The organism is Frankia sp. CcWB2 (assembly GCF_977927585.1).
Genome location: NZ_CDWRCM010000003.1, coordinates 22,799 through 29,276 on the forward strand (window position 1 = coordinate 22,799; position 6,478 = coordinate 29,276).

5 protein-coding genes are annotated in these 6,478 nt (G+C 74.6%); all 5 read left to right on the top strand.

The window, feature by feature from the left end:
• Positions 1-87: 87 nt before the first annotated feature.
• Genes ACY45C_RS01115 through hypE form a run of 5 tightly spaced genes read left to right on the top strand, consistent with a single transcriptional unit; the run spans position 88 to position 6,285 of the window.
• Entirely contained in the window at positions 88-1,308 is a 1,221-nt protein-coding gene (locus tag ACY45C_RS01115; RefSeq protein ID WP_462185810.1) for an NHL repeat-containing protein, read from the top strand.
• Positions 1,305-3,842, top strand: coding sequence for a carbamoyltransferase HypF (hypF, locus tag ACY45C_RS01120; protein ID WP_462185811.1), 2,538 nt, complete (start codon positions 1,305-1,307; stop codon positions 3,840-3,842). The genes ACY45C_RS01115 and hypF overlap by 4 nt, the downstream gene beginning before the upstream one ends.
• A 4-nt stretch (positions 3,843-3,846) precedes the next feature.
• Entirely contained in the window at positions 3,847-4,128 is a 282-nt protein-coding gene (locus ACY45C_RS01125; RefSeq protein ID WP_462185812.1) for a HypC/HybG/HupF family hydrogenase formation chaperone, read from the top strand.
• A complete protein-coding gene (hypD, locus tag ACY45C_RS01130) occupies positions 4,125-5,231 on the top strand; it encodes a hydrogenase formation protein HypD (RefSeq protein ID WP_462185813.1) in 1,107 nt (368 codons plus the stop codon). The genes ACY45C_RS01125 and hypD overlap by 4 nt, the downstream gene beginning before the upstream one ends.
• Positions 5,224-6,285 carry a hydrogenase expression/formation protein HypE gene (gene hypE, locus ACY45C_RS01135; protein ID WP_462185814.1) on the top strand — a complete coding sequence of 354 codons (1,062 nt, stop codon included), beginning with the start codon at positions 5,224-5,226 and terminating at the stop codon, positions 6,283-6,285. Before hypD ends, hypE begins: the two co-directional genes overlap by 8 nt.
• The last annotated feature ends 193 nt before the right edge of the window (positions 6,286-6,478 follow it).

The window sequence follows — 6,478 nt, forward strand, 5'->3', positions numbered from 1 at the left end:
CTTCGAGGAGTTCGGGGACTCCGACGCCGTCCTGGCCGTGCGCGGGGTACTCGACGAGATCGCCCGCCGGCTCACCGCGAAGTCGACGTGACGCCCGGCAGCGGAACACTCGGTGACGCCACTCCGACCACTCCGACCGGATGGGCTGGGCAGGCCGGCCGGGCAGGGCGGGCCGGCCAGGCGGGGTGGGCCGGCCGGGCGGGGGGCTGGGAACCGGCGGTGTGGATCGGCGCCCCGGCGCCCGGCGGGCTGGCTCTGCCGTCGGCTCTGCCGTCGGCGTCCCGGCTGTACGCGCCGCGCGGGGTGTGGCTCGGCGACGACCTGCTCGTGGTGGCGGACTCGGGCAACCACCGGGTGCTGATCTGGCATGGTCTGCCGGCCGTCGACGGCACCCCCGCCGACGTCGTGCTCGGCCAGGCCGACGCGACGAGCGAAGGACCGGCGGCCGCGGGGCGCGGACCCGAACGCGGCCTGCGCCTGCCGACCGGCGTGCTCGTCACGGACGGCAGGCTCGTGGTCGCCGATGCCTGGCACCACCGGGTGCTGGTCTGGGACGAGGTCCCGACGGTCACCGACACCGCCCCCGACCTCGTGCTCGGGCAGCCGGACGCCGGCGCCGTCCGCGAGAACCGGGGCGGCCCGTGCGGACCAGACACCTTCTACTGGCCCTTCGGGGTGGCCGTGGTGGGTGGGCGCTTCTACGTCGCTGACACCGGTAACCGACGGATCCTGGGCTGGTCGGATGGCCTGCCGTCCTCACCCGGCCGGCTACCCGACCTGGTGCTGGGGCAGCCCGATCCCACCCGCCGGGACGAGAACCGTGGCGGCGCGGCCGGGCCGGCCAGCTTCCGGTGGCCGCACGACCTCGCCGGCACCGCCGATCGGCTGCTGGTCGCGGACGCCGGCAACCACCGGCTGCTCGGCTGGGCCCCCCATCCCGACGCCGACAGCGACGCAGATCTGGTGCTCGGCCAGCCCGATCTCGCCTGCTCCGGGGAGTTCCCCTACGCGCCTGGCCGGGCCGACGTCCTGCGCTTCCCCTACGCCGTCGACAGCGACGGGCACCTGCTGGCCGTCGCGGACACCGCCAACAACCGCGTCCTGCTGTGGGACGAACTGCCGCGGCGCAGTTCCATGCCTGCGACCGGTGTGCTCGGCCAGCCGTCGTTCGCCGAGACCGGGGAGAACCGGTGGACCCGCGTCGAAGCCGACACCTTCTGCTGGCCGTACGGCCTCTCGGTGCGCGGCGACCGGCTCGCGGTGGCGGACTCGGGCAACAACCGGGTCATGATCTGGCGGCGGGTGTGACCGGAGAGCAGAACAGGCAGGCCGAGCGGGCCGAGCGCCGGGTCCGGCGCCGGGTCGTGGTGGAGGGCGTCGTCCAGGGCGTCGGTTTCCGGCCCTACGTCCACCGGCTCGCGGGCACCCTCGGGCTCGCGGGATTCGTCGGCAACGACTCGACCTCGGTGTTCGCCGAGGTCGAAGGCGACGAGGTGGCGGTGGCCGAGTTCCTGCGCCGGCTCGAACCGCAGGCGCCACCGCTCGCGCACATCGAGCGCGTCACGGTGACGAGCGTGACCCGGTTGACCGCCGGCGACGCCGGGTTCCGGATCGTGGCCGGCGCGACCGTTCCCGGCGACCGCACCCTGGTGCCCGCGGACACCGCGGTGTGCGCCGACTGCCTGCGCGAGATGTTCGACCCGACCGACCGGCGCCACCGCCACCCGTTCATCACCTGCACCAACTGCGGCCCGCGGTACACGATCATCAGCGCGCTGCCGTACGACCGCGCGGCCACGACGATGGCCCGTTTCCCGATGTGCGCGCGGTGCGCGGCGGAGTATGCCGACCCGGCGGACCGCCGTTTCCACGCCGAACCCGTCGCCTGCCCGTCCTGCGGACCGAAGCTGTGGTTCAGCCCCGCGGACGGCACCGGACCAGAGGTGCACGGCACGGACGCCGCGCTGGCGGCGGCCCAGCGGGCGCTGGCGGCCGGCGCGGTGGTCGCGGTCAAGGGCGTCGGCGGCTACCACCTGGTCTGCTCGGCCGAGAACGACCTGGGCGACACGGCCGGCGACACGGCCCTGGCGCGCCTGCGCGCCCGCAAGGGCCGGCCCGACAAGCCGTTCGCGGTGATGGTGCGCGACCTGGCGACGGCCGCCCTGGTGGCCGACCTGTCGTCGGCGGAGGCGGCGCTGCTGGCGTCGCCAGCCGCTCCGATCGTGCTCGTCCGCCGCTCGCCCGCGGCGGGGATATCGGGGATATCGCGGCTGGTCGCCCCCGGCACCCCGCTGGTGGGGCTGCTGCTGCCGTACACGCCCGTGCACCACCTGCTGTTCGCGCCGGTCCCGGGCGGCGGCCCGCCACCGCCGCGGATGCTGGTGATGACCAGTGGCAACCGTTCGGGCGAGCCCATCTGCTTCGCCGACGACGACGCGCGGGACCGGCTCGCCGGCCTCGCCGACGCGTTCCTCCGGCACGACCGACCGATCCTCCTGCCGTGTGACGACTCGGTGGTGCGCTGCGGCTACGGGGACGACGGAGACGACGGGCAGGTGCTGCCGGTGCGGCGCTCCCGCGGATACGTTCCGCTGCCGGTGGACCTCGGCCGCCCTGTCCGGTCGGTGCTCGCCGTGGGCGGCGAGGGCAAGAGCACGTTCTGCCTCACCACGGACCGTCGCGCGTTCGTGTCCCAGCATCTGGGTGACATGGGCAGCCTGGCGGCGCTCGGGGCCTTCGAGCGGTCCGCCGCGCACCTGACCGACCTGTACGGCGTCGCGCCGGAGACGCTCGCCGCCGACCTCCATCCGGGATACGTCACCCGGGCCTGGGCCGAACGCGCGGCGGCCACGGGGGCCGAAGACGCGGCCTCCGGGAACCCGGCTGCGGGGGCGAACCAGGCCTCCACCTACGGGTCACGGTCCGCCGGCCGGTCGCCGCACCTGGTCCAGCACCACCACGCCCATGTGGCCGCCCTGCTCGCCGAGCACGGCAGGCTCGGCGACACCATCCTCGGGGTCGCGTTCGACGGCACCGGCTACGGGCTCGACGGCACGATCTGGGGCGGCGAGGTGCTGCTGGTAGGCCCGGACGTCGCCCGCGCCGAGCGGGTCGCGCACCTGCGTCCGATCGGCCTGCCCGGGGGCGACGCCGCCGTCCGCAATCCGTACCGGGTCGCGCTCGCCCATCTGGCCGCCGCCGGCCTGGACTGGACCGCGGACCTGGCGCCGGTGCGGGCCTGCTCCGTGGCGGAGTTGCGCACCCTGCGCACCGCGCTGGACCGGGGCGTGGCCTGCGTGCCCTGCACGAGCATGGGCCGCCTGTTCGACGCGGTGGCGTCGCTGCTCGGGGTGCGCCACCGGATCACCTACGAGGCGCAGGCCGCCGTCGAGCTGGAGGCGCTCGCCGCGGACGGGCTCACCGCGGCGGAGCTCGGCGGCGCCGGACTCGGCGGCGCCGGTGCCTGCCGGCTCGCCTTCGGCCTGGCGGACGGCGTCCTCGACCCGGCGGGGGTGCTCGCGGGGATCGTCGCCGGTCTGCGGGCGGGGGTGGCGGTGCCGGTGCTGGCCGGCGCGTTCCATCTGGCGGTCGCGGACGCGGTGGCCGAGGTCGCGGGGGTCGCGCGGCGGCGGTACGGAGTCCGCCTGGTCGGTCTGACCGGCGGTGTGTTCGCCAACGTGGTGCTGACGCGGGCCTGCCGCACCCGGCTCGCCACCGCCGGGTTCAACGTACTCGTCCATCGGGTGGTGCCGCCGGGCGACGGTGGGCTGGCGCTGGGCCAGGCTGCGGTCGCGGCGCTGGGCCGCCCGACGGAGCCGACCTTCGGCGGGAAGGAAGCCTGACGGCATGTGTCTAGGGATACCGGGCCGGATCATCGAGATCTGGGACGACCGCGGTACGCGGATGGCGATCGTCGACTTCGGCGGCGTCACCAAGACGGTGTGCCTCGCCTACCTGCCCGACGCGACCGTCGGGGAGTACACGATCATCCATGCCGGCTTCGGGCTGATCAGGGTGGACGAGGCCGCGGCGCGGGAGACCCTCGCGATGTTCCGGGACCTGGGGCTGCTCGAGGAGGAGCTGGGATCGCGCGCGGCGGGACCGGGCATGACCGGGCCGGGCCGGTGAGGTACCTGACGGAGTTCCGCGACCCGGCGTTGGCCCGCCGGCTGCTGGATGCGATCATTGCCACCGCGACCCGGCGCTGGACGATCATGGAGGTCTGCGGCGGCCAGACCCACTCGATCATCCGTAACGGGATCGACCAGCTCCTCGCGGACCAGGTCGAGTTCATCCACGGCCCCGGCTGCCCGGTGTGCGTCACGCCGCTGGAGACGATCGACCGGGCGCTGGCGATCGCCGCCCACCCCGAGGTGATCTTCTGTTCGTTCGGGGACATGCTGCGGGTCCCCGGCAGCGGCACGGACCTGTTCATGGTCCGGGCGCGCGGCGGGGACGTCCGGGTGGTCTACTCGCCACTCGACGCGGTCCGCCTCGCCGAGGAGAACCCGGACCGCCAGGTCGTGTTCTTCGGGGTGGGCTTCGAGACCACCGCCCCGGCCAACGCGATGGCCGTGGTGGCGGCCCGGCGCCGTGAGCTCGGCAACTTCTCCGTACTTGTCAGCCACGTGCTGGTGCCGCCGGCGATGACCGCGGTCCTCGCCTCGCCGGCGAACCGGGTGGCGGCGTTCCTGGCGGCCGGCCACGTGTGCACGGTGATGGGCACCTCCCAGTACGAGCCGTTGGTGGCGACCTACCGGGTACCGATCGTCGTCACCGGTTTCGAGCCGCTCGACCTGCTCGACGGGGTACGCCACGCTGTCAAGCAGCTCGAGGCGGGGCGGGCAGAACTCGCGAACGCCTACCCGCGGGCGGTGCGGCCGGCGGGCAACCCGGCGGCCCGGGAAATCCTCACCGAGGTTTTCACGGTGTGTGACCGGCCCTGGCGGGGAATCGGGACAATCCCGGACTCGGGTTGGCGGCTGTCCGCGGCGTACCGGGACTTCGACGCCGAGGTCCGCTTCGACGTCGAGGGCCTCACGGTGGCCGAGCCGGCCGAGTGCCGCAGCGGCGAGATGTTGCAGGGCCTGGTCAAACCGCCACAGTGCCCGGCGTTCGGAACCTCCTGCACGCCACGCACCCCGCTCGGCGCGACGATGGTCTCGGCGGAGGGGGCGTGCGCCGCCTACTTCCAGTTCCGGCGGCTGACCCCGGCGGTCGGCCGTGGCTGACCCCGTCGACCCGACCGGTTGGACCTGCCCACTTCCGCTGCGTGACCATCACCAGGTGGTGCTGGGGCACGGCGGCGGCGGCGTGCTGTCGAGCGAGCTGATCGAGCATCTGTTCCTGCCCGCGTTCGGGACCACCGACGTGGCGCGGGCACCGGCGGACTCGGCGGTCCTGGATGTCGCGGGCGCCCGGCTCGCGTTCTCCACCGACTCGTACGTGGTGCGCCCGCTGTTCTTCCCCGGTGGCTCCATCGGCGAACTCGCGGTCCACGGCACCATCAACGACCTGGCCTGTGCCGGCGCGGTGCCGGTGGCGCTCTCGGCCGGGTTCATCCTCGAGGAGGGCCTGGAGCTCGCAGTCCTGGGCCGGGTGGCGCAGGCGATGGGCCGGGCCGCGGCCGCGGCGGGGGTGCGGCTGGCGACCGGGGACACCAAGGTCGTCGAGCGCGGGCTGGCCGACGGTCTTTACGTGAACACCAGCGGCATCGGGCTCGTCCCGGCCGGGGTGGACATCCGCCCCGAACGGGCGAGGCCCGGCGACCGGGTCATCGTCTCCGGCCCCGTCGGCGAGCACGGTGTCGCCGTGCTGAGCGTGCGCGACGGGCTGGAGTTCGGCGGCGAGGTCCGCTCCGACACGACGGCGCTGCACGGGCTGGTCGCGGCGGTGCTGGCGGCCGCGCCGGGGGTCCACGCGCTGCGCGACCCGACCCGGGGTGGCCTCGCGACCGCGCTGTGCGAGATCGCCGCCGCGTCCGGGACGGGCATCGAGTTCGCCGAGCGCGCCGTGCCGGTGCCGCCCGCGGTCGCGGCGGCCTGCGGGTTCCTCGGCCTCGACCCGCTGCACGTGGCGAACGAGGGCAAGCTGGTCGCGTTCGTCGCCGATGCCGACGCCGACGCGGCGCTCGCGGCGATGCGGGCGCATCCGGCGGGGCGTGACGCGGCCGCCATCGGCACGGTCACCACGGAGCATCCGGGCGTGGTCGTCGGGCGCACCGCGTTCGGGGGAACCCGCATCGTCGACCGGCCGCTCGGCGAGCAACTCCCCCGCATCTGCTGAGTTCGGCGGCGTGGCCGCGCCCACCTTTCCAACGATCGGCTCCAACGATCGGCGGGTCAGGGCGCGTGATGCGCCGGATCCATCCGGAGGACCCGGAACCGACCTCCAATGATCTTGCCGTACATCTCGGCGGACATGGGCCCGGGGAACGTCGCGACAACCGATGCGGGCGAGCCGGCGTCATCGATGAACA